This window comes from Streptomyces radicis (assembly GCF_003626575.1).
Taxonomy (GTDB): domain Bacteria; phylum Actinomycetota; class Actinomycetes; order Streptomycetales; family Streptomycetaceae; genus Streptomyces; species Streptomyces radicis.
Genome location: NZ_RBDY01000002.1, coordinates 536,692 through 561,357 on the forward strand (window position 1 = coordinate 536,692; position 24,666 = coordinate 561,357).

Annotated in this window: 24 protein-coding genes and 1 pseudogene; 10 read left to right on the forward strand and 15 right to left on the reverse strand. The window is 73.3% G+C overall.

Annotated features, from left to right (window positions below; translation table 11 throughout):
• Window positions 1–20: 20 nt before the first annotated feature.
• The 3 genes from D7318_RS05460 to D7318_RS05470 are packed head-to-tail and all read right to left on the reverse strand — an operon-like array spanning window position 21 to window position 2,862.
• On the reverse strand, window positions 21–959 hold the full coding sequence (locus tag D7318_RS05460; RefSeq protein WP_230423373.1) for a UbiA family prenyltransferase: 939 nt from the start codon (window positions 957–959) through the stop codon (window positions 21–23).
• Window positions 943–2,127, reverse strand: a complete 1,185-nt coding sequence (locus tag D7318_RS05465) for a 4-hydroxybenzoate 3-monooxygenase (protein WP_120695660.1) — start codon at window positions 2,125–2,127, stop codon at window positions 943–945. Before D7318_RS05465 ends, D7318_RS05460 begins: the two co-directional genes overlap by 17 nt.
• A gap of 12 nt (window positions 2,128–2,139) precedes the next feature.
• Window positions 2,140–2,862 (reverse strand): hypothetical protein, encoded by a 723-nt coding sequence (locus D7318_RS05470; protein ID WP_147437621.1) that lies wholly within the window; start codon window positions 2,860–2,862, stop codon window positions 2,140–2,142.
• 107 nt (window positions 2,863–2,969) lie between these two features.
• Between D7318_RS05470 and D7318_RS05475 the strand changes: the two genes are divergently transcribed.
• Entirely contained in the window at window positions 2,970–3,902 is a 933-nt protein-coding gene (locus D7318_RS05475; RefSeq protein ID WP_120695662.1) for a MurR/RpiR family transcriptional regulator, read from the forward strand.
• On the opposite strand, the gene D7318_RS05480 is transcribed toward D7318_RS05475, so the two are convergent.
• Window positions 3,862–5,142 (reverse strand): pyridoxal phosphate-dependent aminotransferase, encoded by a 1,281-nt coding sequence (locus tag D7318_RS05480; protein WP_120695663.1) that lies wholly within the window; start codon window positions 5,140–5,142, stop codon window positions 3,862–3,864. The genes D7318_RS05475 and D7318_RS05480 overlap by 41 nt on opposite strands.
• Window positions 5,143–5,244: 102 nt before the next feature.
• Here D7318_RS05480 and D7318_RS05485 point away from each other — a divergent pair, with 102 nt between their 5' ends.
• Window positions 5,245–6,579 carry a cryptochrome/photolyase family protein gene (locus D7318_RS05485; protein WP_120695664.1) on the forward strand — a complete coding sequence of 445 codons (1,335 nt, stop codon included), beginning with the start codon at window positions 5,245–5,247 and terminating at the stop codon, window positions 6,577–6,579.
• 63 nt (window positions 6,580–6,642) lie between these two features.
• Here D7318_RS05485 and D7318_RS32660 read toward each other — a convergent pair whose 3' ends face one another.
• Both D7318_RS32660 and D7318_RS05495 read right to left on the reverse strand, forming a co-directional pair.
• Window positions 6,643–7,755, reverse strand: a complete 1,113-nt coding sequence (locus D7318_RS32660) for a hypothetical protein (protein WP_183091498.1) — start codon at window positions 7,753–7,755, stop codon at window positions 6,643–6,645.
• A gap of 160 nt (window positions 7,756–7,915) precedes the next feature.
• Window positions 7,916–9,208: a helix-turn-helix domain-containing protein gene (locus tag D7318_RS05495; RefSeq protein WP_120695665.1), complete on the reverse strand. Its 1,293-nt coding sequence runs from the start codon at window positions 9,206–9,208 to the stop codon at window positions 7,916–7,918.
• A gap of 227 nt (window positions 9,209–9,435) precedes the next feature.
• On the opposite strand from D7318_RS05495, the gene D7318_RS05500 reads away from it, so the two are divergent.
• Both D7318_RS05500 and D7318_RS05505 read left to right on the forward strand, forming a co-directional pair.
• Complete coding sequence (locus D7318_RS05500) at window positions 9,436–9,900, forward strand: hypothetical protein (protein WP_120695666.1); 465 nt, start codon at window positions 9,436–9,438, stop codon at window positions 9,898–9,900.
• Window positions 9,887–10,438 carry a GNAT family N-acetyltransferase gene (locus tag D7318_RS05505; protein ID WP_183091497.1) on the forward strand — a complete coding sequence of 184 codons (552 nt, stop codon included), beginning with the start codon at window positions 9,887–9,889 and terminating at the stop codon, window positions 10,436–10,438. Before D7318_RS05500 ends, D7318_RS05505 begins: the two co-directional genes overlap by 14 nt.
• 121 nt (window positions 10,439–10,559) lie before the next feature.
• On the opposite strand, the gene D7318_RS34740 is transcribed toward D7318_RS05505, so the two are convergent.
• Window positions 10,560–13,112 carry a rhamnogalacturonan lyase gene (locus D7318_RS34740; protein WP_329604596.1) on the reverse strand — a complete coding sequence of 851 codons (2,553 nt, stop codon included), beginning with the start codon at window positions 13,110–13,112 and terminating at the stop codon, window positions 10,560–10,562.
• A gap of 579 nt (window positions 13,113–13,691) precedes the next feature.
• On the opposite strand from D7318_RS34740, the gene D7318_RS05515 reads away from it, so the two are divergent.
• Together D7318_RS05515 and D7318_RS32665 are read left to right on the forward strand one after the other, a co-directional pair.
• On the forward strand, window positions 13,692–14,054 hold the full coding sequence (locus D7318_RS05515) for an SH3 domain-containing protein (RefSeq protein ID WP_147437622.1): 363 nt from the start codon (window positions 13,692–13,694) through the stop codon (window positions 14,052–14,054).
• A 41-nt stretch (window positions 14,055–14,095) separates the two neighbouring features.
• The gene (locus tag D7318_RS32665) at window positions 14,096–14,257 is read left to right on the forward strand and encodes a hypothetical protein (RefSeq protein WP_183091495.1); all 162 of its coding nucleotides are present in this window, start codon (window positions 14,096–14,098) and stop codon (window positions 14,255–14,257) included.
• Here D7318_RS32665 and D7318_RS05520 read toward each other — a convergent pair.
• Together D7318_RS05520 and D7318_RS05525 are read right to left on the reverse strand one after the other, a co-directional pair.
• Window positions 14,238–14,849, reverse strand: coding sequence for a DinB family protein (locus D7318_RS05520; RefSeq protein ID WP_120695669.1), 612 nt, complete (start codon window positions 14,847–14,849; stop codon window positions 14,238–14,240). The genes D7318_RS32665 and D7318_RS05520 overlap by 20 nt on opposite strands.
• A gap of 84 nt (window positions 14,850–14,933) precedes the next feature.
• Window positions 14,934–15,665 (reverse strand): SDR family oxidoreductase, encoded by a 732-nt coding sequence (locus D7318_RS05525; RefSeq protein ID WP_120695670.1) that lies wholly within the window; start codon window positions 15,663–15,665, stop codon window positions 14,934–14,936.
• Window positions 15,666–15,832: 167 nt separating this feature from the next.
• Between D7318_RS05525 and D7318_RS05530 the strand changes: the two genes are divergently transcribed.
• On the forward strand, window positions 15,833–16,318 hold the full coding sequence (locus D7318_RS05530; RefSeq protein ID WP_120695671.1) for an RrF2 family transcriptional regulator: 486 nt from the start codon (window positions 15,833–15,835) through the stop codon (window positions 16,316–16,318).
• Window positions 16,319–16,462: 144 nt separating this feature from the next.
• Window positions 16,463–16,723: pseudogene (locus tag D7318_RS05535) on the forward strand (zinc-binding dehydrogenase); the annotation flags it as partial.
• Here the strand turns inward: D7318_RS05535 and D7318_RS05540 are convergent.
• The 3 genes from D7318_RS05540 to D7318_RS05545 all read right to left on the reverse strand — a co-directional run bounded on the left by D7318_RS05540 (window position 16,720) and on the right by D7318_RS05545 (window position 18,948).
• Entirely contained in the window at window positions 16,720–17,565 is an 846-nt protein-coding gene (locus D7318_RS05540) for a hypothetical protein (RefSeq protein WP_230423374.1), read from the reverse strand. The pseudogene D7318_RS05535 and the gene D7318_RS05540 overlap by 4 nt on opposite strands.
• A gap of 158 nt (window positions 17,566–17,723) precedes the next feature.
• Window positions 17,724–17,921 (reverse strand): hypothetical protein, encoded by a 198-nt coding sequence (locus tag D7318_RS33690; RefSeq protein WP_230423375.1) that lies wholly within the window; start codon window positions 17,919–17,921, stop codon window positions 17,724–17,726.
• A gap of 112 nt (window positions 17,922–18,033) precedes the next feature.
• Window positions 18,034–18,948: an SDR family oxidoreductase gene (locus D7318_RS05545; protein ID WP_120695672.1), complete on the reverse strand. Its 915-nt coding sequence runs from the start codon at window positions 18,946–18,948 to the stop codon at window positions 18,034–18,036.
• Between the two features lie 211 nt (window positions 18,949–19,159).
• Between D7318_RS05545 and D7318_RS05550 the strand changes: the two genes are divergently transcribed.
• Complete coding sequence (locus tag D7318_RS05550) at window positions 19,160–19,303, forward strand: helix-turn-helix domain-containing protein (RefSeq protein ID WP_230423399.1); 144 nt, start codon at window positions 19,160–19,162, stop codon at window positions 19,301–19,303.
• Between the two features lie 93 nt (window positions 19,304–19,396).
• Entirely contained in the window at window positions 19,397–21,589 is a 2,193-nt protein-coding gene (locus D7318_RS05555) for a terpene synthase family protein (RefSeq protein WP_120695674.1), read from the forward strand.
• A gap of 59 nt (window positions 21,590–21,648) precedes the next feature.
• Here D7318_RS05555 and D7318_RS05560 read toward each other — a convergent pair whose 3' ends face one another.
• The 3 genes from D7318_RS05560 to D7318_RS05570 form a co-directional block, all read right to left on the reverse strand.
• Complete coding sequence (locus tag D7318_RS05560) at window positions 21,649–22,026, reverse strand: hypothetical protein (protein WP_120695675.1); 378 nt, start codon at window positions 22,024–22,026, stop codon at window positions 21,649–21,651.
• A 199-nt stretch (window positions 22,027–22,225) separates the two neighbouring features.
• Window positions 22,226–23,959, reverse strand: coding sequence for a hypothetical protein (locus tag D7318_RS05565; protein ID WP_147437623.1), 1,734 nt, complete (start codon window positions 23,957–23,959; stop codon window positions 22,226–22,228).
• The gene (locus D7318_RS05570; protein ID WP_120745055.1) at window positions 23,952–24,518 is read right to left on the reverse strand and encodes a hypothetical protein; all 567 of its coding nucleotides are present in this window, start codon (window positions 24,516–24,518) and stop codon (window positions 23,952–23,954) included. Before D7318_RS05570 ends, D7318_RS05565 begins: the two co-directional genes overlap by 8 nt.
• Window positions 24,519–24,666 lie beyond the last annotated feature (148 nt).

The window sequence follows — 24,666 nt, forward strand, 5'->3', positions numbered from 1 at the left end:
GGGGCGCCCGCGCGGCGGAGTCACACCTCGAGCAGGCGGTGCGTCAGCAGGCCCGACGTGATGACCGCCAGGGTGACGGCGGGGTAGAGGCTCGCGCGGTTGAACAGCGCCATCGCCAGGGCGGGCGCCGGGTCGCGCAACAGGCGCACGCCCGGCGCGAGCAGCGCGTACGCGCCCAGCGCGAGCACCACCGCGACGCCAGGCGCGCCCGCCGAGGGGAACGCCGTCCACACCATCCCCGCGCCCGCCACCGCGGCGAGCAGCAGCGCGCCGACCGTGAGCAGGCCGCTCACCCGGTACCCGTAGACCACGGGCACGGTGCGCACGCCCAGGTGCACGTCCTCCTCGACGTCGGCCCAGTCGTTGACGATGTTCCGGCCGCCGATCTCCCACGCGGCCAGCCACACGCAGAACAGCCACAGCTGCGGCCTGTCCACGTGTGGCGTCATCGCGAACCAGCCCAGGCACCCGCCCAGCGCCACCATCACGCCCGTCAGCAGGAACTTGAACGGCGTCACCCGCGCCAGCGCGCAGTAGATCGCCTCGAGCAGCGCCGCCACCGCGAGCAGCACCGCGCACACCCAGCTCAGCATCGCCGCGAGCACCAGCGCGATCGTGCCGAGGCCCAGCACCCACGTCGTCGCCACCGCCGGGCTCAACCGCCCCTGCGCCAGCGGGTGTCGGCCCCCCGCGCCGTCGATGTCGAAGCCCGAGTACGCCCGCAGGTGCCGGAAACGCTGCCGGTCGAGGCGCGCGTCGATCAGGTCGTTCGACGCGAACACCGCGACATAGCCCGCCAACGCCGCGCCCAGGCACAGCAGCAGCCGCTCGGGCGGCGGCGTGCTGTCGGCGAGCAGCGCGCCCATGAGCGGCTGCGCCACGCTGAGCGTCGCCTGCGTCCCGCGCGAGAAGCCGTACAGCGCGCGGACCTGCCCCGGCAGGTCAGTCAGGGCGGCCATCGCCACTCCCCTCGGCGCCCGAGCCGACGTACTGGTGGGCGAACGCCGCGGCGTGCGGCCCCGGCTCGGCCAGCCGCTCGATCGCGGCCAGCCGCATCCGCAGCGCGAACCGCGGGTCCTCGCCCGGCGGCAGGTGCAGCAGCCGCAACAGCCGGTCGGAGAACTCCTGGACGCGCCAGATCTCGGCCAGCCGCCGCCCCGAGTACGCGGCGAGCGCCCCGGCGTCGCCCTCCCGCAGGCCGCGCACCAGCGCCTCGGCCGCGCCCGCGGCGTCGGCGATCGCGAGGTTCATGCCCTTGGCGCCCGAGGGCGTCAGCACGTGCGCCGCGTCCCCGGCCAGCAGCAGCCGCCCGTGGCGCAGCGGCTCGGTGACGCTGCTGCGCATCCGCAGCACGCGCACCTCGGGGAGGCTCTCGATGCGCGGCAACGGCGTGAGGCGCGCGTGCAGTTGCTCGCGGATCCTGCGCGCCGGCCAGTGCGCCTCCGTGTCACCGGCGGCGCACTGGAGGTAGAAGCGGCTCAGGTGCCTCGTGCGCGGCATCATCCCCGCGAAGCCCTCCGCGCCCACCGCGTAGACCACGCCGGGGGCCGCCTCGTCCACCTCGGCGAGCACCGTCAGCCAGTCGTACGGGTAGCGGTGCGGGACGACGCGGTGCGCGCGCGGCAGCGCGGCGCGCGAGACGCCGCGGAAGCCGTCGCAGCCGACGACGTAGTCGCAGGCGATCTCCAGGGTGTCGCACCGGACGCGCGGGCGGGTGGTGTCGATGTCCGCGACGGCGCGCACCGTCTGCGAGAACAACGGCCGCACGCCCCCGCGCCCCAGCGCCTCGATCAGGTCGCGGACGAGGAACTGCTGCGGATAGACCCAGTGCGCATGGCCGCCCGAGAGCGTTCCGTAGTCCACCCTGACGGATCGGTCCAGGCACCGGAAGTCGCACCAGCCGTGCCGCACGCCGTCGGAGAGCAGCCGCCCGGCGAGACCGTGGCGCCGCAGCGTGGCGACCGTGCGGTGCTCGAGGAGCCCGGCGCGCGCCCGCGCCTCGACATGCGCCCGCGAACGCCGTTCCACCACACGGCAGTCCACCCCCGCGCGCGTGAGCACGTTCGCCAGCACCAGACCCGCGGGTCCCGCGCCGATGATGGCCACCTGGGTACGCAGCCGCCGCATGACTCTTCCACCTCACCCGGCGGGAACGGTGCCGGGGTTGAACAGCTCGTCGATCAGGGCAAGCGGCTCGTCGCCGTGCCAGACCAGATACGTCTTGTAGCAGGCGGGTCTTGTCACGCCCCCCTCGCCGCGCCACGCGCGCCGGCCCGCGTCGAGCAGCGTGCGCCGGTGGCCCGTGCCCGCCGCGTGCAGCGCGGGCCCGAGCGGGATCGAGGTGCTGGTCAGACACGCCTGGATCCCCGGGGCGAGGCCGAGGCGCGCCACGACGTGGTTCACCGAGAGGGCGGGGCCGCCGCGCCGCGTCGTGGCGGAGTACCGCACCAGGACGTCCCCGCCCGCGTCGATCCGGAGCAGCGGCGGAACGCCGTCGCCGGTCGCGTGGGCGGGGGCTCGTAATTGCGCGAGACAGCGGAGATGCAACGATTCACCAGCCATGGCCTCGAGCAACGTGGTGGTCAGCCCCTCGCTCGTGAGCAGCATGCGGGTCAGGGGGGAGGCGAAGCGGCGGATCTTGGTGCGCGGGTCGGCGGCGCCGCCGAGCGCGGCGCCGAAGATGGCGTCGAGCGGGACGTCGAGGGGGACGTCGAGCGGGAACTCCAGGGGGAACGATCGGGGTGGGACCGAGGGGGGGAGCGGGGGGCCGCCCACCGGGCGGGCGGGGCCGCGCGCGGGATCGGCGGGGCGGCCCGCGGGATGGGCGGGTTGGAAGACGCCACACGGCGTCGGAACCGACATCTTGATCACTCCTCACCGGCATGCATCCTCAAGGGCCAACGCGCGTCGGCCCTTCAGGTCACGGCCCGGCCCCGCCCGCACGGGGGCGCGGGTGGAGAATCCATGGCATGGCTCCCGCAGACTCCTCCCGCGCGCCGTCGCCCGCGCCGCGCACCTACGACGAGTTGCTCGCCGCCCTCCAGGACCGGCGCGACGCGCTGACCCGGTCCCAGCGGCTCCTCGCGGAGCGGGTGATGGCGGATCCCGAGGGCGTGGCGTTCATGACCGTCTCCGAGCTGGCCGCGGCCGTCGGCGTCAACGAGGCGACCGTCGTGCGCTTCGCCACCGGGCTCGGGCTCGAGGGCTACCCGGGCCTGACCCGGCTGTGCCGGGAGCGGCTGCGCGAACAGGCGCAGCTGCTGCGGCGTTACCGCACGCTCGAACAGCTCGACACGGAGGGCGAGGAGGGCGAGGGCGACCTGCTCGACCGCGTGGTGGCGCTGGACAGCGCGAACATCGCGCGGACCTTCGCGCGGGTCGAGCGCGAGACGTTCTCCGCGGCGGTGCGGGCGCTCGCCGAGGCGCCGCGGGTGCACGTGATGGGGCTGCGCAAGTGCCATGCCCCGGCCTATCTGCTGGGCTATCTGCTGCGGATGGTGCGCGACGAGGTGGCGACGCTGACGACCGGGGCAGGGACGCTCACCGACGATCTGCGGCGGGTGCGGGAGGGCGACTGCTTCGTGGCGCTCTCGATATACCGCTACACCGCCGAGACGGTGCGCGCGCTGGAGTTCGCGAGGGAACGGGGCGCGCGCTGCGTGGTGTTGACGGACAACCCCGCGTCGCCGCTCGTGGCCCCCGCGGACCACGTCTTCTACGTCGAGGCGTCGGGGCCCTCGGTGCTGCGCTCGCTGACGGCGTTCACGGCGCTCGTGCAGGCGCTCGCGGCCGGGGTCGCGCGGGCGCGTGGGCAGGACGTGCGCTCCTCGCTGCTGCGCGAGGAGGAGCTGCTGGAACGGTTCAGCGTGTACGAGGCGCGCTTTCCCCCGTCGACGCGGTGACGGGCCCCGTCGTGAGACCGGCCAGGGCGGCGCGCAGCCGCGCGAGCGCGTCGGCGACCCAGGGCAGGGCCAGGGGGTCGGGGGCGCGCAGCGCGCGCCAACGCTCCTCGTCCGTCTCGCCGTAGAGCAGGCTCGTGGCCACCCGGACGCGCAGCGCCTCGGGCGCGTCGCCGAACGCCTCGCCCGGCAGCACGCCGACCCCGTGCCGCTCGAGCAACGCGGTGGCGAGCGCGGCGCCTTGGGTGACGCCGCGGGCGGCGAGGGCGTCGCGCAGGGGTGCGAAGTCGGGGTAGAGGTAGAAGCCGGCGGTGGGCGGGCGGCACAGCGCCCCCGCGGCGGTGAACTCGGCGTGCACGGCGCGCGCGACCGTTGCGTGCAGGCGTCTTGCCGCCGCTATGTGCGCCGTCACGCCGGGCGGATCGGCGAGGACATGGGCGGCGACGGCCTGCATGGGGGCGGCCAGGCTCGACCACACCTCGCTCGCCACGCCGGTGAGCTCCGACCGCAGCGCGTCGCCCCAGGGCCCGGCGGGCAGCCGCGCGAAGCCGATGCGCCAGCCGCCGAGCGCGAGGGACTTGCTGAGCCCGCTGGTCACCACGGTGCGCTCGGGGTGGAGCGCGGCGGCGCCCGGCGGGCGCGTCCCGTCGTGGACGAGCTCGGCGTAGATCTCGTCGGCGATCACGGCCAGGCCGTGCCGTTCGGCCAACGCGCACACGGCACGCAGCCGTTCGGGGTCGGCGACGGTGCCCGTGGGGTTGTCGGGGACGGTCAGCACCAGCACGCCGGGGCGGCTCTCGCGCAGCACGGTGGCCAGCCGCTCGGGGTCGGGAACGCCGCCCGCCCCTTCGGCCGGGATGTCCACGCCGATGACGCGCTTCCCGGCGAGCGCGCTCTGCGCCGCGTAGCTGACCCAGGCCGGGCGCGGCAGGACGACATCGCCGGGGAGCGCGGCGATGAGGGCGTAGAGCAGGGCCTTGCTGCCCGGCGCGAACACGATCTGGCGCGCCCCGGTGTCGAGCCCGCGCCGGGTGAACCACCCGGCCGCCGCCTCGCGCGCCTCGGCGGAGCCGACCACGGGGCCGTAGCCGTTGCGGCCCGCCGCGGCGGCAAGGCGCTCGGCGATCTCGTCGGGGACCGGCAACCCGGCCTCGCCGAACGCCAGATGCAGCAGCCGCTCCCCGGCCGCGCGCCGGGCGCGAATGGTCTCGTCGATGGCCAGGGTTGCCGAGTGGATCACCATGATGCAGGTTCTACTGCATACAGATAGGTGAATGCAATATTCCTTGCGTGGATCTGGGGTCGCCGAATTGCGCCTACCCGGGGGCGGGCGAAACATGAGGGCATGAGCGATGTGGCCGTCGCGCTGTTCACCTCGGACCTGCGCGTCCATGACAATCCCATGCTGCGCGCCGCCCTGCGCGAGGCCGAGCGCGTGGTGCCGCTGTTCGTCGTGGACTCCGGCATCGCCCGCACGGGCTTCCCCGCGCCCAACCGCGCCGCGTTCCTCGCCGACTGCCTCGCCGACCTCGACGCCTCGCTGCGCGACCGGGGCGGGCGGCTCGTCGTGGCGCGCGGGGACGTGGTCGCCGAGACATGCCGGGTGGCCGAGGCGACCGGCGCGGCGACGGTCCATCTGGCGGCCGGGGTCAGCGGCTACGCCACGCGCCGCGAGCGGCGGCTGCGGGCCGCGCTCGCCGAGGCGGGCCGGGGGCTCACGGTCCACGAGGCGTCGCTGACCGCCGTGCCGCCGGGAGCGCTCACGCCGGGCGGCAGGGGCAAGGACCGCTTCGTCGTGTTCACGCCGTACTTCCGACGGTGGGACGTGGAGAGCCTGCGCGCCGTCAGGGGCGCGCCGCGCGTGGTGCGCATCCCCGATGTGCGCTCCGCGCCCCTGCCCACGCCGGGCGAGCTGGCGCCGGGCGAGGCGTCGCCCGCGCTGCCGCGCGGCGGCGAGAACGAGGCGCGGCGCAGACTGCGCGCGTGGGAGCGCGGCCCGTTGGACCGCTACGCCGAGCGGCACGACGCCCCCGGGGCCGAGGACGGCACGTCGCGGCTCTCGCCCTATCTGCACTTCGGCTGCGTCTCGCCCGTGGAGCTCGTGTCGCGCGCCAGGAAGCGCGGGGGCGACGGGGCCGAGGCGTTCGTGCGCCAGCTGGCCTGGCGCGACTTCTACCACCAGATGCTGGCCGCCCGCCCGAACTCCTCGTGGGAGGACTTCCGTTACCGCCGCCGCACCGGCTGGCGCGACGACCCCGCGGGGGTGGCGGCCTGGCGCGACGGCCGCACCGGCTTCCCCATCATCGACGCGGCGATGCGCCAGCTGCGGCACGAGGGCTGGATGCACAACCGCGCCAGGCTGCTGGTCGCCAGCTTCCTGACCAAGACACTCGACGTCGACTGGCGCGTCGGCGCCCGCTACTTCCTCGACCTGCTGGTGGACGGCGACCTGGCCAACAACCAGCTGAACTGGCAGTGGGCCGCGGGCACCGGCACTGACACCCGGCCGAACCGAGTCCTCAACCCCCTGACTCAGGCCCTGCGTCACGACCGCGGCGGCCCCTTCGTGCGGCGCTGGGTGCCGGAGCTCGCCGCCCTCAGGGGCTCGGCCGTGCACCGCCCCTGGCGGGTGCCCGAGCGACTCGACTACCCGGCGCCCATCGTCCAGCCACCCGACTGAACGCGCCCCCGCGCGCGCCCGTACCCCCGCGCGCCCGCCGCCGCCGTCGGTCCCCCCCCGCGGTCAGTCGCCGCCGCCCCCACCGCCGCCCCCGCCGCCACCGCCGTCCCCGCCCCCACCGCCGTCCCCGCCCCCACCGCCGTCGCCTCCGCCGCCGAAGCCCCCTCCGCCGTCGCCGCCCCCGCTGTCCCCGCCGCCCCAGCCGTCGCCGCCCCCGCCGGGGCCCGAGTCGTGGCTGCCCCAGGCCACCCCGGTGTACCAGGGCTCGGCCCAGATCTCGTCGTCCAGCTCGGGCAGCGGCTTGGCGACGCCGAAGCGGATGCCGCCCGTTCCGTCGCCGACCGCGCACACCACCGCGAAGAAGTGCGCCATCACCGCGTCCAGCGGGTCCGCGTGGTAGTGCGTCAGCGCGGCCAGCGGCAGCAGCACCCCGGGGCGCGTCGCACGCGTGCGCGGACGCGTGATCAACGCCACCTGAAGGCCGTCCCGTTCGAGGACCGAGCCGGTCGCGTTGTGCCGCCGCAGCGTCCACGACGCCGACGACGTGCGCACGGTGACGGACCGCCGCGCCTTCCGCCAGCCGCGTTCGGTCGTCAACGCCGCCCGCTCGGTCCCCACGAGCACCGTCAGCGGCGGCGCCTCCACCTGGAGGTCGGAGGCGCGGATCCCCTCGGGCCCGCGCAGCCGCAGCGGCGGCGTCGACCCGTTCCCCGGCCACACGTCCGCGCGCACCAGCCGCCGGTCCACCGCCACAAGCACCAGGCCCGCGGGGCTGTCCGCCACCCGGCGGGCGATCCACAGCGGCACCTCCTCGCGCGCCGCCCGTTCCGCCGCCGCGCGCACCGCGTCCGGGCCGCCGCTCAGCCGCACCGCCAACTCGCCGTAGGCATGGGCGAATTCGGCCGCCTGCCGGACCTTGACGGGCCAGGCCGAGCCGCTCAGCCTGATGAGCGGCACCTTCCCGGGCCCGGACGGGATCATCTCGAGCGGCCGCTCCGTCCCGCCGCTGCCGATCCACCGGCCGCGCAGATACGCCTCCGCCGTGGCCGGCGTGTTCAGCTGGGTCAGCGGCACCGTGCGCCGCTGCGTCCGCAGCTCCCTGTCGCTGAGCGACACGACTCCCGCGAGCGGGTTGCGCGACCGCTCCTCGTAGTGCGTCACGCCGAGGTTCCGCATGTCAGGCCCCTGTTCCGCCGTCGGGCACGTTCGTCGGGCACGTTCAGGGGAGAAGGCGCGCCGACGGGGCCCCGCGGTTCCGCCGAAGCCTCAGATCCAGCTCAGAGTTGGGCGGCTCGGCGGTGGACGCGGTGTCGCACGCGGTGTCGAGCGCGTTGCCTCACGACGCCAGCGCGATCCGCGCCTCGCCCTCGAGCTCGGGCACCCCCGCCACCCGCTGGTGCCCGGAGAAGCCCGGCATCAGCTCGCGCAGCAGCCCGAGGCAGCGGTCGGCGCCCAGGCTGCTCGCCAGCGTGAGCGACTGGCGCGCGCTGTCCACCGCGCGCTCCACCTCGCCCGAACGCAGGTACCCGTCCGCCTCGTACGCCAGGAACACCGCCTTTGTCTTCGCCCGCGCCTCGGGCAACTGCCGTACGCCGTCCGCGATATGGCGGTGCGCCTCCCGCTCCGCGCCCAGGTCGAGGAAGCACCGGCCCGTGTCCACGCTCAGATCCGCGGGCGAGAGCCACGCGCACCAGCTCGGCGGCGACCGGTGCGCCGCCGCGCCCAGGCGCGCCTCGGCCGCGGCGATGTCCCGGTGGCACGCCCGCGGATCGTCGAGGAGCGCGTACGCCCGCGCGCGGCGCAGATGCAGGAGCGAACGCGACGCCGGGTGCCCGGCGCGCGATATCGCGTGCGCCAGGATCTCCACCGCCGTCCCCGGCTGCCGCAACCACACCGCCTGGTAGGCGAGATCGCTCAGGATCCCCGCGCCCAGGTCCCGGTCCCCCGCCGCGTGCGCGCTGTGCAGCGCGGCGTGCCAGAACCGGCTCGCGGCCCCGTGCCTGTCCTGGTCGAAACGGTGCCAGCCGATCGTCTGCGCCACCCGCGCCACCTGTATGTGCAGGCGCCGCCCGGTCTCCTCCGGATAGCGCGCCTCGCGCAGCAGATCCGTCAGCGTCGCCAGGTGCGCGTCGAGGAGCCGCACCGTGTGCTGCCGCTGCGCGGTGGCCAGCTCGGCGAGGCGCGCGGTCGAGCTCTCCAGCCAGGCCAGCAGCTCGCTGTCCACGCTCTTGCCCCCCAACGCGCCGGTGAGCCGGGCGGGTTCGAGCAGGGTCCACTGATGGGCGAGGGAGGTCAGGGCGGCCCCGGTGTAGGCGGCGAATGCTCGGCGATCCACGGTCTTGGCCTCTCGTACGGCGGCGAGTGTGCTACGCGGGCCCAGGGAGAGAGGGGAGTCGGTGGCGGGCAGCCACTCGGGCCAGGTGAACGGGTTCACTTCGCGAGCGGGAACGGCGAACACCTCCGCGAAGAGCAGCTGCGTCTCCTCGTTCGGCGTGCGCTTCCCGTGCTCGAAGTGGGATATGCGCTGGCGCGTGATGCCCGACCGCAGGCCGTGCGCCCCCGCGGCCAGCCGAACGCGCCGCGCCAGCTCCTCCAGGCTCCAGCCGCGCTGGAGGCGTAAATAAGTCAAGGGATGGCGGATCGGGAAATCCACCTACTCATTGGACCATCGCACGCGCTCCCTGGGGAGGGGCCCGACGGCGAATGGACGACACGTGGACGACAGTGCGGCCCTTACGCGCCCCCGCGCGCCCCTGCTTGGCTGTGTCCGCACCCCCACGACCGTGCACGACCCAGCACGACCCAGCACCACGACCGAGCACCGTTTCCGAGCACCGCCTGAGCAACGGAGGGCGCATGACCGCGCGGACGACCCGGGCCACCCGGATCACCCGGGCCGAACTGGAAGCCGAGTTGGCCCGCTACCTCAGCATCACAGGACACCGCTTCGCCACCGGCCAGGAGTCACCGCAGATGTTCTCGGGGCTCATCGACCGCGTCTGGCACGAGAAGATGCAGGACCCGGTGGCCTACGCGGAGTTGTGCGCCGCGCACGCGGGCGAGCCCGTCGCGCACGCCCCCGTGACCGGCAGCGGCCCGGTGAACTGGATCGTCGACTACGAACGCCGCTTCGGCACCCTCCCCGACGCGTGGTTCATGGGCGCCGACGGCGTGGTCAACGAGCCGCTGCGCCGCGAGTACCACCGCACCGGCACCGTGACCCGCGCCGAGTGGATCTGCTCGCCCCGCCCCACCCACCTCGTCGAACGCCGCGGCGCCGCCCGCGGCCCTGGCCCTGGCGCCAGCGGTGCCGCCGCCTGACCCCGGGGGCCGCACCGCGCTGCGCCCGCTGGCCACGACCGACGCCGCCGCGATCAGGCGGATCTACGGCCCCGGCGCCGTCCGCCATCTGCCGCGGCCACCGATGGACGCCCGCCAGGCCGACGCGTGGCTCGCCCGGCATCTGCGGGAACGCCCCGGCCCCTGGCGGCTGACCACATGGGGCATCACCGCGGGACCCGCCGCGGTGCCCCATGAAAAGCCCCCGCTCATCGGCGTCATCAGGCTTGTGCGCCGCGCCCGCTACGCCGCCGAGATCGCGTTCATCCTCCACGAGGACGTGTGGGGCCGCGGCCACGCGACCCGCGCCCTCGCCCTGGTCCTGCCCCGCGCCTTCGATGATCTGGACCTGATCATCCTCAGGGCCAGGCACCACCGGGACAACACGGCAGCCCGCCGGGTCCTGACCCGCGCCGGGTTCGTGCTCCGCGAGGCGACCGAAGACCAGGTGACCTGCCTGCACACCCGCGGCGCGTGGCAGGCGGCGACCGACCCGTGGAGCACGCTGCTCCCGGGCTGAGACGCGCCGGCCGCCGTTCCCCTGGGGAGGGACGGCGGTCGGCGTCCCACAGGACCAACGGGCCCGCGCGCGGGGGGAGTCGAGGCGCGCGGGCCCGTTGCACCACGCGGGGCCCGTCCCGTTACCGCAGCGAGGCGATCAGCGTCTGCGCGTGGTACGTCAACGCCGCCCGCGCCCCTTCGGAGACCCCGCGCCGGTCCAGATCCCGTATGAACCGCTCCAGGGAATCGACGGCCCGCCGCTCGTCGCCCCGCTCGAGCGCGCGCTCCGCCCGGTCGAGAAGCGCCGCGAGACGCCGCTCGGCCGCGCCGTCCACCCGCTCGGCCAGCTGCCCCCGCAGGGCGTCCAACGCGCCGGGCGCCCACAGGTCGGGCACGGGGACCTCGCCGAAGTCCATGTCCGAGGCCAGGTAGAAGCCGGTGTACGACGGCTGGTTGTAGGTCGTCTGCTGCCGCGCGACCTCCGCCCTGTACTGCGGGTCGTGCATGAGCGTGTAGAGCTTGTGGCCCGTCACCTCGGTCGATGTGAACACCCGCATCGCCGAGCTGTCCCGCAGCGGCACGAGCAACTCCTCGCGCCAGTCGCCGAACACGTCGGCCACCAGCGAGGGGTTCCCCTTGGTCCAGTTGCTCGTGGTCGTGCCATCGGCGGTGAGCAGGGTGCCGCGCCGCCAGTCCTCGATCGTCGGCGTCTGGTAGGTCTCCGTCGTGGCGCCGTGGACGAGCTGCGTCGTGAGGTCGGCGGCCCATCTGATGCTCTGGTTGGTGCCGGGCGTCGCCCCGTCGACCCGCCGCCCGTCCGCCGTCCACAGCCCGACCCCGGCCGGATTCTCGCCGCCCTCCGGGTGGTTGGCCCAGGTCTCGAGGCCCGGCTCGTCGGGCAGCACGTCGCCGATCATGCCGCGCCCGGTGTCCACGCCCGTGTAACCCCCGTACAGCACCTCGCCCGTGGCCGCGTCGCGCAGCGCGTAGCCGAGCGGCGCGCTTCTCGCGCCCTCGTGCACGGTGTAGATCTCGAGGCCTGGGCGGTCGGGGTCGATGTCGGTCACATGCATCGCGTCGCCGTGCCCGAGCCGCGCCTGGACGCCGGGCGTCGCGCTGCCCTCGGGCATCTCGTCGAACGAGCTGTAGAGCAGCGAGCCGTCGTCGTCGATCGTCGCGGAGCCGTAGACGACCTCCTGGCGCCCGTCGCCGTCCACGTCGGCCGCGCTGATCGAGTGGAAGCCCTGCGTGGTGAGCGTCCCGTACTCGGGGTCGGTGCCGTCGACGCCGTGCGGGGAGTCGTTGAACGGGTTCGACATCGGCCCCCACCCGCTGTCCACATACCAGTCCTCGCGCAGCCGTTCGCCGTCCCAGCGGTAGGAGACCAGGGTGGAACGCGTGTAGTAGCCGCGCGCGAAGACGGCCGAGGGGTGCTCGCCGTCGAGATAGGCGACGTTCGCCAGGAAACGGTCCACGCGGTTGCCCGGCTCGATCCGGCTCATCGCGTAGTCTCCCCACATGAGCCCGTCGTCGTGGCGGCCTGGCTTGTAGCGGATGGTCTCCAGCTCATCGCCGGTGGCGCCGTCGAAGACCGACAGATACTCGGGCCCGTCGACGACGAAGCCCTCGAACGCGCGCAGGTTGTTCCTGCTGCTGCGGCTCGGCGCGTACACGTCCATGAAGTGGTCGGCCAGCGCCTCGGCGTCCTCGCGCGCGAGCGGGTAGTCGTACGCGGGATCGATGCCGAACGCCTCTTCGAGCGTGGCGGGCCAGCTCCCGTCGACGACCTCGGGGTGCTCGTGCCAGCCCTGGAACATCTCGACGACATGGTCGTAGTAGTCGGCGGCGCTCATGCGGTAGTCGTCGTCGTGGGAGTACCCGGCGCGGCGGTCCTCGCGCGGCAGCGTGATGTAACGCTCCGACGCGACCTCGCCGTTGGCGTCGTAGCGCGTGATCCTGGTGCCGGGCGCGGTCTTGAACATCATCTCCGAGCGGCCGTCGCCGTCGAAGTCGTAGACCAGGAACTGCGTGTAGTGCGCGCCCGCGCGGATGTTGCGGCCCAGGTCGATCCGGTGCAGGAGCGTGCCGTCGAACCTGTAGGTGTCGATGTAGATGTTGCCGGTGTAGCCGACCTGCGAGACATCCTTGGAGTTGGACGGGTACCACTTGACGACGTACTCGTAGGTGCCGTCGCCGTCCACGTCGCCGACGCTCATGTCGTTGGCCGAGTAGGTGTACGCCTCGCCCGCGGGGGTGACGCCGTCGGCGGGCTTGCGCAGCGGCAGGTCGTAGTAGCCCTGGTCCCACGCGGTGACCGGGTCGCTGAGGTCCACCTCGACGCCGTCGACGACGGCGGCGACGCGGTACTCGCCGGTGGCGGTGCCGTCCGGGTCGAGGTAGTTGGTGGAGTCGGTGACGGTGGCGAGGCGTTCGCCGTCGCGGTAGACGTGGAAGTCGGCGCCGGTCAGCCCGGTGTCGGAGGCGCCGGTGACCTCGGTGGCGAGCAGGCGCCAGCTGAGGAACGTTCCCTCGTCGGCGGACACGGCGACCAGGCCGCGGTCGAGCTGTTCGAGCTGGACCGCTCCGCGGTGGTCGCCGCGGCCCTCGGCCCCGCGGTCCTCGGCGCGGGCCTCGGGACCGCCTGCCGCGACGAGCAGCCCGGCCGCCACCAGCCCGGCCAACGGACCGGCCAACCAGCGATGTTGTCTGTGAGGTGTCATCGTCGACGCCCTTTGATTCGTTTCAATGAGACGTTTCAAACAATCGGCGGCGACGCTATGGGGTGGGGGGTGGGTCGTCAAGGGGGTGCGCTGCGCCGGCTTTGTGGGGTGTCGTCGCCCGCCGTTCCCGTCTCGTGGTGGGTGGCGGCCGTCCCGGTCACCGGTCTCTGCTCGGTCGCTGAGGCCGTTCGCCGAACGGGCGCGGCGGATACCGCTTCGCGGGTGGCGGCGCGTCGGTGGACCGGTGCGGGGTGATCCCCTCCGAGGCTGGGCACGGCTTGTGTTGAACAAAGTGTGCCCCGTTTCAGAAGAGAGCCCGACCTCGGGTAAGCGGCAGATGAGCACCGGGCCCGCCACCTGAGCTCAACGTGCGCGCGGTGAACGACGATGGCGGCGGCCAGGCAGGCCCGCCAACCACTCTTCGTGGCCCGCTGACCAGCGGGACAAGGCGATGCCGCACTTGTGCGTAGCCGGATTCCCTTGTCGCCGCACGCGCTCGCGCGGAGGGTGAGGGCGGAACAACGCCCATGTCCCACAGAGAGGAAGACGAGGATGCGGAAAGCACATGGCGGAACGCGCGTGCGCCGGATGGCCAGGGGGGTCGCCGTGGCCGCCGCGGCGATCGGCGTGTCCCTGACGGCCGTTCCCGCGGCGGAGGCGACGGGGCGGGACTTCGGGCGGGACTTCTCGCGGGCAGGCAGCACCGCCGCCGCGATCACCTGCACGGTCAACAGCAACAACGTCAACTACCGCTCGGGCCCCGGCGCCGGGTACACGTCCTACGGCCAGGTGCACCGGGGCCACCGCATGTTCAACGCCAAGACCTACTGGGACACCAACCAGCAGATGTGGATGGGCGGCGATGTCGAGGGGCGCCGCTTCGCCTACATCAAGCGGGACTTCATCGACTGCTGACCCCGCGCGGGAGGCCGCACCGGGACCCCGCCCTGGCGACCGTGACCGAACTGTCCGACGAGGACGGCGTCCACGCCTACACCTCAGCGGGACTCGGCGGAAGCGGAAGCTTCGGCAACGTCAACACCGGGCTCGTCGCGTTCGAGGTGCTGGGGGTCGAGGACGGCACGGCCGTCCTCGGCTTCACGCCCGAGGAGGGGTGAGGCCGCCCGCCGTCCGCGCCACCTCCTCGAGCCGCGTGTGGTACCCCTTCCACCAGGCCGCGTCGACCTCCGGGAGGTTGTCCCCGTTCGACCTGAGGCCCACCGCGCCGTCGATCAGCTCCCGCACGATGTCCGCGTGGCCCGCGTGCCGGTGTGTCTCGGCGGTGACATGCAGCAGGATCCGGTGCAGCGTGACCTCCTGCCGCGTCCAGTGCGGAACGCGCCCCGGCGCGTCGAGCGGCAGCTCCTCGATCGTCGCGTCCGCGTGCGCCCACACCCGCCGGTACAGCCCGACGATGTCCTCCCGCGACTCCTCCGCCGTCGCCCACAGGTCGGCGTTGGGCTCGGCGTCGGCCGATATCCACGGCAGCTCCTCCGCGAGCTCCCGCCCGAACGCCCGCCCGAACGTCCAGCCGAAATAGCCGATCTCGTTCGCCGCCATGTGCTTGACCAGCCCGAGCAGGTTGGTGCCTGTGCCCGTCATCGGGCGGCGTATGTCGTACTCCGAGAGCCCGTCCAGCTTCCACAGGAGCGCGTCCCTGGCCTCCTGGAGATAGCGCCGCAGGTCGGCCTTCGGCCTTGTCTCGTCCATACCCCGGAGTCTCGCACCCGCCACTGACAGCCGACCCGCGTCGCCCCGACGACGGGGGAGCGGCGGGGGAGCGGGGGCGCCGCCTCAGGAGAGCCAGTCGCGGTAACGCGTCGGCGCGATACGCGCGTCGGTCGGAGCCGTGAGAACGTCGCCGCGCACGGCCGCGAACATCCCCGCGCCGTCATCCGTGACGACGGCGCGCCCGTCGCCCTTGGCGTCGAGGGTGATCCGGCCGAGCTCGTCCAGGGGGAGAACGTCGGGCCCCGCGATGTCGAGAACGCCGTTCAGCGGGTCGCCCACCGCCACATCGGCCACGGCGCGGGCGACGTCGGCGGCGGCGATCGGCTGGACGGGCGTGTGCGGCAGGCGGACCGTGTCGCCGTCGGCCGTCCAGGACATGACCGCCTCGACGAACTCCATGAACTGCGTGGCGCGCACGATCGAGTACGGGATCGGCCCGGCCTTGAGGATGTCCTCCTGGAGCACCTTCGCCCGGTAGTAGTCCAGCTCGGGGACCTGGTCCGCGCCGACGATGGAGAGGATCACGACGTGCCGGACCCCGCTCTTCTCGCACGCCGCGACGAGGTTGTCCATCGAGGTCCGGAAGAAGTCGGCCGAAGCGGCGTCGAACGTCGGTGAGTTCGTCAGGTTGACGACGACGTCCGCGTCCGCGACGGCCGCCGCCAGGCCCTCGCCGGTGACGCTGTCCACACCTGTGGACGGGGAGTGCGGCACGGCCTCGTGCCCGGATGCGTTGAGGTTGGTCACCACCTGTGACCCGATCAGTCCCGTTCCGCCGATGACCGCGACCTTCATGGCATGCCTCTTCTCTTGATCGACGCGCGTGCCGCATCCGATCTGATCCGATCCGTTCAGACCGTATATGCACCTTATGTGCATGCTCGGACATGCGCTATCCGAGATAGTACTCGGACATGTGTTGTCCGAGTCAAGGGCGCCCCGGGTAGGGTGAGGGCGTGAGGATGTCGGGCGGCGTGGAGTGGGCGCTGCACTGCTGTGTGGTGCTGACCTCGACGGAAGGGCCCGTTCCCGCCGCGCGGTTGGCGCGGCTGCACGACGTCTCGCCCACGTATCTCGCCAAGCAGCTCCAGGCCCTCTCGCGCGCCGAGCTGGTGCGGTCGGTGGTGGGTCCCTCGCGCGGCTATGTGCTGGGCCGTTCGCCCGAGCGGATCACGGTGCTCGACGTGGTCGAGGCGATCGACGGGCCGGGCCCGGCGTTCGTGTGCACGGAGATCCGCCGGCGCGGCCCGATGGCGACCCCGCCCGAGGCGTGCACCACGCCCTGCGCGATCGCCGCCGCCATGGCCTCGGCGGAGTCGGCCTGGCGTGCGGCCCTGCGGGCCGTGACGATCGCCGACCTGGCGGGCCAGGTCGAGGCCGGATACGGCGAGGGCGCCCTGTCCCGCATCGGCGCGTGGCTGCGCCCCGGGGGCGCACCCGAGGAGTGAACGCGCCGGGCCCACCCCCACGCGCCGGTGGCCCACCCCACGCGCCTGGCGCCCACGCCCCAACGCGCCGCGCACGAGAGCCCGTTCGTGGTCGAGCAGGTGCCTGACCCCCGTCCCGGGCCCGGCGAGATCCGCGTCCGCGTCGCGGCCCCCGGGTCCCTGGCCGATCTCGTCGCGATCGTGGGCGACCCCGCCCGCGTGTCGACGGTCGCCGACCACGCCAACGCGCGTCGCCTGGGGGTGCGTCCGGCCGACGCGGAGAACGACTCCACGCTCCTCGCCGAAGCGGGCGAACTCGGTCGGCAAGGCCGCTACACACCGCGCGTCGAGCGGACCTACCCGCTCGAACAGGTCGCGGAAGCGTACGCCTACGCCGAGCGCGGACACACGCGGGAAGCGTGCTAGGAGAAACGCAGCCTGTTCTCCGTGTCGTTCCGCGCCACGAACAGTGTGAGGAACGCCTGCCCCGCCATCGCGCCGATGCGGTGCTCGCGGCCGTAGTACGTGTTCTCCCCCGGCGCGTCGTACGTCCGCCCGTCCGTGAAGCGGTCCATCAGCCTGAGCTGCTCCTCGTTGTGCAGCCGCTCCCACACGGCGGCGGCCGGGTCGATGCCCGTGTCCTGGGCGGTGAGGGACACCAGGAGGTCGAAGTTGCCGAAGTAGAAGGGGAAGTGAGTGCCCCCGTCGTTGCCCTCGGGGTAGTGGATCTCGCCGGAGCCCGGCTGGTAGATCGTCGTCGTCGTGCCGTCGTCGGCCGGGAAGGGCTTGTCGACCAGCGCGGAGTAGACCCGGGTGATGTTGTGCAGGGCGGCGCGGGGCGCGACGCGGTCCGCGAGGCCGTGGACAAAGCCCTGGTAGACGCTCTGGTCGAAGGAGACCATGTAGAGCGGGTGAAGGCGGTCGTGGTTGTCGAGGGTGCCGTCGTCGGCGATGTTCGTGCCCCGCAGCCAGCGGGACAGCTCGATGCCGTTGATCGTTTCGCCGCCCGTGAGGTCGGCGGGGCAGGCCGCGGCGGCGATCAGCAGCTCGACGTTGCGGCGCTGCCACGCCTCGGCGTGCGGATGGCCCGGGATCATGATCTCGGCCAGCGAGAGCACGGCGGCGCTCCAGCTGTTCTCCTCGGCCTTGCTGTCGCCCGGCGTCACCACGGTCCCGTCGCGGCGCCGCTCGTAGAGCTGGTGACCGCTGGTCCCGACCAGGTGGACGTCGTCGCCCGTGGTCAGCCGGTCCGCCTCCCAGGCCGCCATCGCGGCGACGTGGCCACGCTCGGCGGCGTCCAGCTCGTCCCAGAACAGCCAGGCGGCGAGAGCGGTGTAGTACGCCCACAGCGCGGTCTGCCAGCCACCGCCCCAACGGGTGGCGGCGTCCGCGTTGTTCGCCGTGTGCCGGGCGGCGAGCGTGCGGATCAGGTTGCGGGTGCGTCCCGCGCGTCGTACGAGCCGAGACCGCCCCAGTCGATGGGCACGACCTCGCTCGCGGCGGCGGCGCCCGCCGCACGCCCCACGGCCCTCGGGCCGCCCGTCGCACGGGCCGTGGCCGCGCCGAGGACGGCCGAGGCCCCCAGGAGACCACGGCGGGACAGACGACGGGGCGAAGAGGTCATCCGGCGCTCCTGTGGTCCAACGATGTGGCGTTCGGTCGGATTCTCGGGGTCGAGCATCCGTCCGAAAAGGGAGCGCGTCGCCGAACTCCGCCAGCCCCGCCGCCCGTTGACGTCAGCGGTAGCCCGTCGCGTCCGCGGGCTTGCCCGGATCCTGCACCTCCACCAGGTAGCGCCAGAAGTCGGGGCGGCTGCCGTCGAGATCCGTGAAGCCGTACTCCGACGCGGCCTGCCCGCTGGACAACGACCGCCCGTTCCAGCGGGCGACGCCCGGGTCGGCGGCCAGCGCGGCGACCGCGCGTCCCACGTACGACGGGCTCTCCGACATGCAGAAGTGCGGCTCGCGCTCCAGCGCGTCGCGCCATGTCTCCTCGGTCACCCCGAAGTGATCGAGCATCAGCTCCGACCGCATCCACCCCGGCGTCAGCGCGACGGCCGTGGCGCCACGCGGCCCCAGCTCGTGGCCCAGCGCGAACGCCATGCGCAGAACGGTGGCCTTGGCGATGTCGTAGAAGAACGAGTTGCGGTAGGTGTCCCGGTTGTACGCCGCGGTGCCGTCGGTCATCTCGACGACGAGCCCGCCCTCGTCGCGCAGGAGGAGCGGAAGCGCGTGGTGGCTGGTGATCGCGTGCGTGTCCACCGCGAGCCGCAGCAGCCGCAGCCCGTTGTCGAGGTCGTGCTCCCAGACGGGGGCGTCCCACGCGAACAGGTTCTCGGAGCCCCAGATGTCGTTCACGAGGATGTCGAGGCGGCCCTGCTCGGCGTCGATGCGCTCGACCAACGCCTTGACCTGCGACGGAACGAGGTGGTCCGTGGGAACGGCGATCCCGCGCCCGCCCGCCGCCGTCACCAGGTCCGCGGTGTCCTCGATGGTCTCGGGGCGGTCGTACTCCGAGCGCTGCTTCCGTGTGCTGCGCCCCGTGACGTACACGGTGGCCCCGGCCGCGCCGAGCTCGACCGCGATCCCGCGACCCGCGCCGCGCGTCGCCCCCGCGACGAGCGCGACCTTGCTGTGGAGAGGTGTTGACATGCGGTGATCGTGACACCGATACCCGACACCTTGTGTCGGGTATCGCCACCGCCTCGGCTCCGTGGCGTGGCGTGTGGGGTCGTGGCGTGTGGGGTCGTGTGGTGTCGTGGTGCCGGGGCGTCCGTTCAACGGGCGCGGCTCGACGGGCGCGGCGATTCGTCCTTGGGTGTTGTCGGGTGTTTGTGGGCGCATGGCTCATCACAGCGGGGGCATGGTGCGGACACATGAACTGACGCTCACGCAGCTCAAGCTCGCCAAGGCAGTGGGTTATACGCGGGCCTATGTGAGCACGGTCGAGTCGGGCGTGCTGACTCCGTCCGAGGAATTCGGGCGGAAGATTCACTCGGAGGGGTGAAAATGGGCTGGGTCATGATGATGGGGGCGTAGCTGAGGGTAACGTTGGGGCGTAGATCGAACACGCTACGTTACGTCTCGCCGGGAGCCTCACATGAGCAGCCAGCCTTTCGAACTCCCCGAGTTCTACGTGCCGTACCCGGCGCGGCTCAATCCCCACGTGGAGGAGGCGCGCGAGCACTCCGCGCGGTGGGCCGCCGAGATGGGGATGCTTGAGGGGTCCGGGGTGTGGACCCGGGCCGATCTCGACGCGCACGACTACGCGTTGCTCTGTGCCTACACCCACCCCGACGCCAGCGGGCCCGACCTGTCCCTCGTCACGGACTGGTATGTGTGGGTCTTCTTCTTCGACGACCACTTCCTGGAGATCTTCAAGCGGACCCAGGACCGCCCGGGCGGCAAGGCGTACTTGGACCGGCTGCCGCTGTTCATGCCCATGGACGACGCGGCGGCCGTTCCCGAGCCGACGAACCCGGTCGAGGCCGGGCTCGCTGACCTGTGGGCGCGCACGGTGCCCGCCATGTCGCTCGACTGGCGCCGCAGGTTCGCCCTCTCCACGGCGAACCTGCTGAACGAGTCGCTGTGGGAGCTGTCCAACATCAACGCCGGGCGCGTGCCCAACCCCGTCGAGTACATCGAGATGCGCCGCAAGGTCGGCGGTGCGCCCTGGTCGGCCGGGCTCGTGGAGTACGCCGCGCGCGCCGAGGTGCCCGAAGTCATCGCGCACAGCCGCCCGTTGCGCGTCCTGCGGGACGCGTTCTCCGACGGCGTCCACCTGCGCAACGACCTGTTCTCCTACGAGCGCGAGGTCGGCGACGAGGGCGAGATGTCCAACGGCGTCCTCGTCCTCGAGACTTTCCTCGGCTGCTCCACCCAGCAGGCGGCCGAGGCCGTCAACGACCTGTTGACCTCGCGGCTCCAGCAGTTCGAGCACACCGCGCTCACCGAGCTGCCGCCGCTCCTCGCCGAGAAGGGGGTGGACGGCGAAGGGGCCGCTTCCGTGGCGCGCTATGTGAAGGGGCTCCAGGACTGGCAGTCCGGCGGCCACGAGTGGCACATGCGATCCAGCCGGTACATGAACAAGCGGGCCAACCGCTCCTTCGGCACCGCGCCCGGCGCGCTCGCGGTGCCCGGGGTCGCCGGGGTCGCCACCACGCCGCGCGCCGAGGCCGCCCGCGTCCGACGTTTCACGCACGTTCCCCACCAGCGCGTCGGGCCCTCGCTGCTGCCCGAGTTCGACATCCCGTTCACCCTGAGGCTCAGCCCGCACCTGGAGGGGGCGCGGGTGCGGCTGGCCACATGGGCGCGGCGCTTCGGGATCCTCGACGCGCCGCCGTGGGACGAGGACAAGCTCGCCGACTACGACCTGCCGCTGTGCGCGGCCGGGCTGCACCCGGACGCCACCCCCGATCAGCTGGACCTCGCGAGCGCCTGGTTGGCGTGGGGCACCTATGGCGACGACCTCTACCCCGTGCAGTACGGGCGCGCCCGCGACCTCGCCGGGGCCAAGCTGTGCACGGCGCGCCTCGCGGCGTTGATGCCCGTCGAGGATCTCGCCGCCACGCCCGCGCCGGTCACGCCCCTTGAGCGTTCCCTCGCCGACCTGTGGACGCGGACGGCGACGCCCATGGACGTGGGGGCGCGGCGCCGGTTCCGTGAGGCCATCGTGGTCATGACGGAGAGCTGGCTGTGGGAGCTGGAGAACCAGACGGAGGGCCGCATCCCCGAGCCGGTCGACTACATGGAGATGCGGCGGTTGACGTTCGGCTCCGACCTCACCATGGCGCTGTGCCGCCTCGGACACGGCAAGCGCGTGCCCGAGGCCGTCTACGACGCCGGTCCGATGCGCTCGCTGGAGAACGCCGCGGCCGACTACGCCTGCCTGCTCAACGACGTGTTCTCGTACCAGAAGGAGATCGAGTACGAGGGCGAGATCCACAACGGCGTGCTGGTCGTCCAGGACTTCTTCGACTGCGACTATCCCGCGGGGCTGCGGATCATCGATGACCTGATGCGGTCCAGGATGAGCCAGTTCCAGCATGTCGCCGCCCACGAGTTCCCGGTGATGTACGACGACTTCGCGCTGGACGCGGAGGCCAGGGAGATCCTGGACGGCTATGTGCGCGAGTTGCGGAGCTGGCTCGTCGGCATCCTCAACTGGCATCGCCACTGCCGCCGTTACCGGGAGACCGACCTGCGCCGCCACGCCTTCGGCCCATGGGCGCCGCCCTCGCGCCCCACCGGCCTTGGCACGGCGGCCGCCCGGATCAGGCTCCCGGCGGCATGAGGACACCGCCCGTCGGCGGAGGCAGACGGGCGGTGCGGATGGGGACGGACCCCTCAGGGTCAGGGCACCGTGCAGATGACGTACGCCGTCAGGCTCTGGTCGAAGGTGCCGGTGTTCTTCCCGTAGGCGATCCAGGAGTTGCCCGAGGGGCGGGTGTCGAGCAGGTAGATGTCGAAGGAGCTGGTGCCGGCGCCGCCGCCGGTGGGCACCTGGCCGGTGGGACAGGTCACCGACGCCAACGCGGACGAGCCCGGCGTGATGGTGACGGGGGTGCTCCAGTACTGGTTGTGAGCCGCTGACGGCGCCACCTCTGCGACGCCGGGCGTGCTTTTGACGTCGGGGGCGGGGCCGCTCCCGCCGCCCTGGGCGGCGGCGGTGGCGGTGCCGGCCACGAGAATCGCGGTGGCCGTCAAGGCGAGGATCCTGGCGCGTTTCATTGCACCTCCGTGGGGCGCTGGGTGAGCGCGTCCTCCGCGGCTCGGAGGATCCCCTCAGACGCTACTGAGCGAGAGCGCCTCACAGCAGGGCGCACACGACGCACGCGGGGTGCACGTGAAGCTCATGGAGGGCGCATGGAATTCATGGAGGGAATGTGAAACGCAAGGTGAAGTATCGGGAGAACATGACCTCTTGACCTCACACCACGACGACCCTGGGGTAGCGGTGGATCAGGTCGCCCGCGCGGTCCCGGGCGTCGGTTCCCCGGACCAGGGCCAGCTTGCCGCGCGACTGGTGCAGGCCCCAGTCGCCCGCGTCGTCGCGGTAGAAGGCATAGGCTGCACGGAACTCCTCGGGCGTGCCGATCACGGTGTCGGCCAGATACGCCTCCGCCAGCTGTTCGCGCGTCGGCTCGGGGACAAGACGGGCCACGGTGCCCTGGGTCAGCCGGGCCAGGGTGACGGCGTCGGCGCGGTAGGCGTCGGCCCCGGCCGCGTCGGCGCACATCACGTGCACGCCGCCCCCGGGGTTGGGCCGCCCGGCCGAGGAGCGCGCGCCGGTCGCGTAGAGCTGGACGACCAGCAGCGACGCCAGCCGCTTGGCGGGGTCGTCGAGCGCCCGAAGGAGGTCGGTCTCCCCGTGGGCGCACTGGATCGCCGCCAGCAGCGTCGTGTCGTCGGCCTGGACGTCGAGCGAGCGACGGGCGAACTCCGCGGTGAGCGCGATCATCTCGGCCCGCGTCCGCTTCTCGAAGTCCGACGCCCGGGGGAGCTGGGCCTCCTCGGTGTAGAGGACGCGCGCGGCGCCCAGCCGCACGGCACCCGCGGCGATCAGCGAGGGCAGGGGGTTGGCGCGCCCGAGCGCGCGCGGGTCGGCGGAGGTGGTCACCGCGATGGTCAGCCACTCGCGCACGTCGAGCACCTTCCGGATCTCGGGCGTGGGCGCGGGCACCGACCAGCTGTGCGCGACGCTCCCCTCATGGGTGATCCGCACCGAGATCCGGTCGTCGGCGACCACCAGGGCCAGCGACGGCACGACGAACACCCCGTCCATCAGGTCCGTGCCGAGACCGTACGCCGCGTAACGTTCGAGCGTCGCCACCCGCCAACGCCCGTTCTTCCGGCGGAGGATGGCCACCTCGCAGGAGGGGTTGACCACCATGACAGGGGTGTTCCCCGTCGGCAGGACGGACAGGGTCGCGCGCCAGGTGGCATGGGGGAAGCCGGGCAGCGTGGGCCGGTCACCGGGACCGACCTCCGCCCACGACGGCGCACGGCAGCGCCGATGGTGCAACGACGCGTCCCCGCCGTCGACATCCTCGGCGACCTGCACGAACAACGCGGGCCTCTCCCACCGCCCGAACCCCTCGCCACACGTCTGGCAGTCCACGGGACGCAGCGTCCCCAGCAGCTCGGCGACCCCGTCCACGCCCAGCTGCTGCCCCGTCTCGTCGTCGACCACGACCCCACGCGCCATGCCACGCCCCTCGCCCTCGCCCGTTTGCCCCCCACGGTAGCCACGAGGGAAGGGGACCCGTCCCCGGCGCGGAAGGTCATTCCCCGACGGCGTGTTGCCGTATCGCGGCGAGGCTGTCCCGGCGTGCGGCGGTGTCGGGGTGGTGCGGTCCGCGGACCGACTCGGTGACGGTCGCGGCGCGTTCGGCCAGGTGGTGTGCTCTCCCGGCTGGTGCGCCTCCACCGAGCGCAGCAGCAGGGCGAAGGCCATCGCCTCAGGCCCGGGTGACGCCCCGCGGCGCCACAGCCGTGACCAGCGGGAACGCCGCGGTGGCGCCGAGGTCGTGGCGCGGACGACGGCCTGGAGCAGGCGGTGCACCGTGACCGTGGTGTCGGTCAGGGTGATCAGGCCGTAGGCGTTGAGCAGGCCGAGGGCCTCGTCCACCGCGTCCCGCGTGCTCAGGGCGGTGTCAAGCACCGTCCGCGGCAGGGGTGTTGGCGCGCAGCGGGACAGGATGCGCGGCAGGGTCGCCGCGTCGCCGCCCAAGGCGCAGCACCGTCCCCACCCCCGGCCAGGGGGCGTCGCGGCGGGTGGTCACGATGACCTGGCCCGTTCCCAACCGGCCGAGCCAGGGCGCCACATGCTCGGGGTCCTCGACGTTGTCCAGGACCAGCAGCCAGTCACCCCGGCCCTGGAGCCAGGTGACCGCCCAGTCGGCGGCCTCCTCGAGCGGCACCGCGGCGAGCACCGGGCTCACCGCGACCGCGAGCCCGGCCAGGCCGTCCACCACCTGGGCCGGGCTCTCCGCCACGATCCACCACACGGGCCCTCGCCCGGCGTCGAGTCGGGCGCGGGCCCAGCGTTGCACCAGCGTCGACTTGCCCACGCCGCCCATGCCGCGCACCGCCTGCGCCACCACGCCGGTGCCCGTCGCGGGGAGCGCGGCCAGCGCGGCCAGCTCCGCCTCGCGCCCCTCGAACACCTCGCTGTCGGACGGCGGAAGGTTGTGCAGGCGGCGCACCGCATCGGCGTTCATCGCGGGGGGGGGGGGGGGGGGGGGGGGGCGGGGGGGGGGGGGGGGGGGGGCGGTCCCCCGCCCGCCCGGCCGCCGGAGACAACCCCCCGGAATGTGGGCCCCGCCCCCCCCGGAGCCCCCCCCCCCCCCGCGCAGCCCCGCGCCCCCC

Bases quoted from the DNA above. Each gene is read 5' to 3' on its own strand.
- D7318_RS05555 (WP_120695674.1), top strand. From the start codon at position 19,397: ATGAGCAGCCAGCCTTTCGAACTCCCCGAGTTCTACGTGCCGTACCCG.
- D7318_RS05515 (WP_147437622.1), top strand. From the start codon at position 13,692: ATGCGGAAAGCACATGGCGGAACGCGCGTGCGCCGGATGGCCAGGGGG.
- D7318_RS05460 (WP_230423373.1), bottom strand. From the start codon at position 959: ATGGCCGCCCTGACTGACCTGCCGGGGCAGGTCCGCGCGCTGTACGGC.
- D7318_RS32660 (WP_183091498.1), bottom strand. From the start codon at position 7,755: ATGCGGAACCTCGGCGTGACGCACTACGAGGAGCGGTCGCGCAACCCG.
- D7318_RS33690 (WP_230423375.1), bottom strand. From the start codon at position 17,921: ATGACCTCTTCGCCCCGTCGTCTGTCCCGCCGTGGTCTCCTGGGGGCC.
- D7318_RS05560 (WP_120695675.1), bottom strand. From the start codon at position 22,026: ATGAAACGCGCCAGGATCCTCGCCTTGACGGCCACCGCGATTCTCGTG.
- D7318_RS05530 (WP_120695671.1), top strand. From the start codon at position 15,833: ATGTCGGGCGGCGTGGAGTGGGCGCTGCACTGCTGTGTGGTGCTGACC.
- D7318_RS05465 (WP_120695660.1), bottom strand. From the start codon at position 2,127: ATGCGGCGGCTGCGTACCCAGGTGGCCATCATCGGCGCGGGACCCGCG.
- D7318_RS05480 (WP_120695663.1), bottom strand. From the start codon at position 5,142: ATGGTGATCCACTCGGCAACCCTGGCCATCGACGAGACCATTCGCGCC.
- D7318_RS05545 (WP_120695672.1), bottom strand. From the start codon at position 18,948: ATGTCAACACCTCTCCACAGCAAGGTCGCGCTCGTCGCGGGGGCGACG.
- D7318_RS05550 (WP_230423399.1), top strand. From the start codon at position 19,160: ATGGTGCGGACACATGAACTGACGCTCACGCAGCTCAAGCTCGCCAAG.
- D7318_RS05500 (WP_120695666.1), top strand. From the start codon at position 9,436: ATGACCGCGCGGACGACCCGGGCCACCCGGATCACCCGGGCCGAACTG.
- D7318_RS05520 (WP_120695669.1), bottom strand. From the start codon at position 14,849: ATGGACGAGACAAGGCCGAAGGCCGACCTGCGGCGCTATCTCCAGGAG.
- D7318_RS05570 (WP_120745055.1), bottom strand. From the start codon at position 24,518: ATGAACGCCGATGCGGTGCGCCGCCTGCACAACCTTCCGCCGTCCGAC.
- D7318_RS05475 (WP_120695662.1), top strand. From the start codon at position 2,970: ATGGCTCCCGCAGACTCCTCCCGCGCGCCGTCGCCCGCGCCGCGCACC.
- D7318_RS05485 (WP_120695664.1), top strand. From the start codon at position 5,245: ATGAGCGATGTGGCCGTCGCGCTGTTCACCTCGGACCTGCGCGTCCAT.
- D7318_RS05525 (WP_120695670.1), bottom strand. From the start codon at position 15,665: ATGAAGGTCGCGGTCATCGGCGGAACGGGACTGATCGGGTCACAGGTG.
- D7318_RS05540 (WP_230423374.1), bottom strand. From the start codon at position 17,565: ATGGCGGCCTGGGAGGCGGACCGGCTGACCACGGGCGACGACGTCCAC.
- D7318_RS05470 (WP_147437621.1), bottom strand. From the start codon at position 2,862: ATGTCGGTTCCGACGCCGTGTGGCGTCTTCCAACCCGCCCATCCCGCG.